The organism is Bacillus sp. 05T31 (assembly GCF_056396725.1).
This window is the reverse complement of record NZ_JBFTMA010001297.1, coordinates 1-541: the sequence shown is the minus strand read 5'-3', so window position 1 is coordinate 541 and position 541 is coordinate 1. Positions and strand designations below refer to the sequence as shown.

The window sequence follows — 541 nt, the reverse complement described above, 5'->3', positions numbered from 1 at the left end:
GTTCAAAAGTTTCATCTTATCAACATTAAAATTGCTGAAGACTAATAATCAGCGGGGATGAAAAGACTCCCCACTAGTTAAAGTTTCACTTTACCCCGTATTAACGGGCAGTAGGCAAAGAAGCCAATCTGAAAGTAAACTGCCCATAAATACCCGATTGGTTCAACTAATAACTAGTGGGGATGAAAAGACTCCCCACTAGTTAAAGTTTCACTTTATTTTACCACGCAATGTCATATATTTCTTTGCATATTCTATTGATTTATGCCAAAATAGTTATAAGATTCTGATTTTTATTATTGGAGGGAATTTTCATGGGAGTATACGTTCTAACAGTCTTTGAAAAAGATGGTTCAAAAGCATTAGAGGAATCATTCGAGGCAGCAACTGAAAAAGAAGCGAAAGCAAAAGGTGAATCTATTTTACAAGAAAAAGGATTGTACGAAAAAACACATCGCTGCACATCTTCTGCAGGTAAGCTCGTTTTATTCCAGCGCTAAAAAAAGAAGCGTCATCCGCTTCTTTTTCACTCTACTATATC

At 35.9% G+C, this 541-nt stretch carries 1 protein-coding gene; it reads left to right on the top strand.

Features of this window, described 5'->3' with window-relative positions; genetic code table 11:
• Positions 1 to 314 precede the first annotated feature (314 nt).
• Positions 315 to 500, top strand: coding sequence for a YhzD family protein (locus tag AC1DJR_RS33005; RefSeq protein WP_477004566.1), 186 nt, complete (start codon positions 315 to 317; stop codon positions 498 to 500).
• Positions 501 to 541 lie beyond the last annotated feature (41 nt).

Excerpts from the sequence above, each read along its gene's own strand:
- AC1DJR_RS33005 (WP_477004566.1), top strand. The coding sequence starts at position 315 with ATGGGAGTATACGTTCTAACAGTCTTTGAAAAAGATGGTTCAAAAGCA.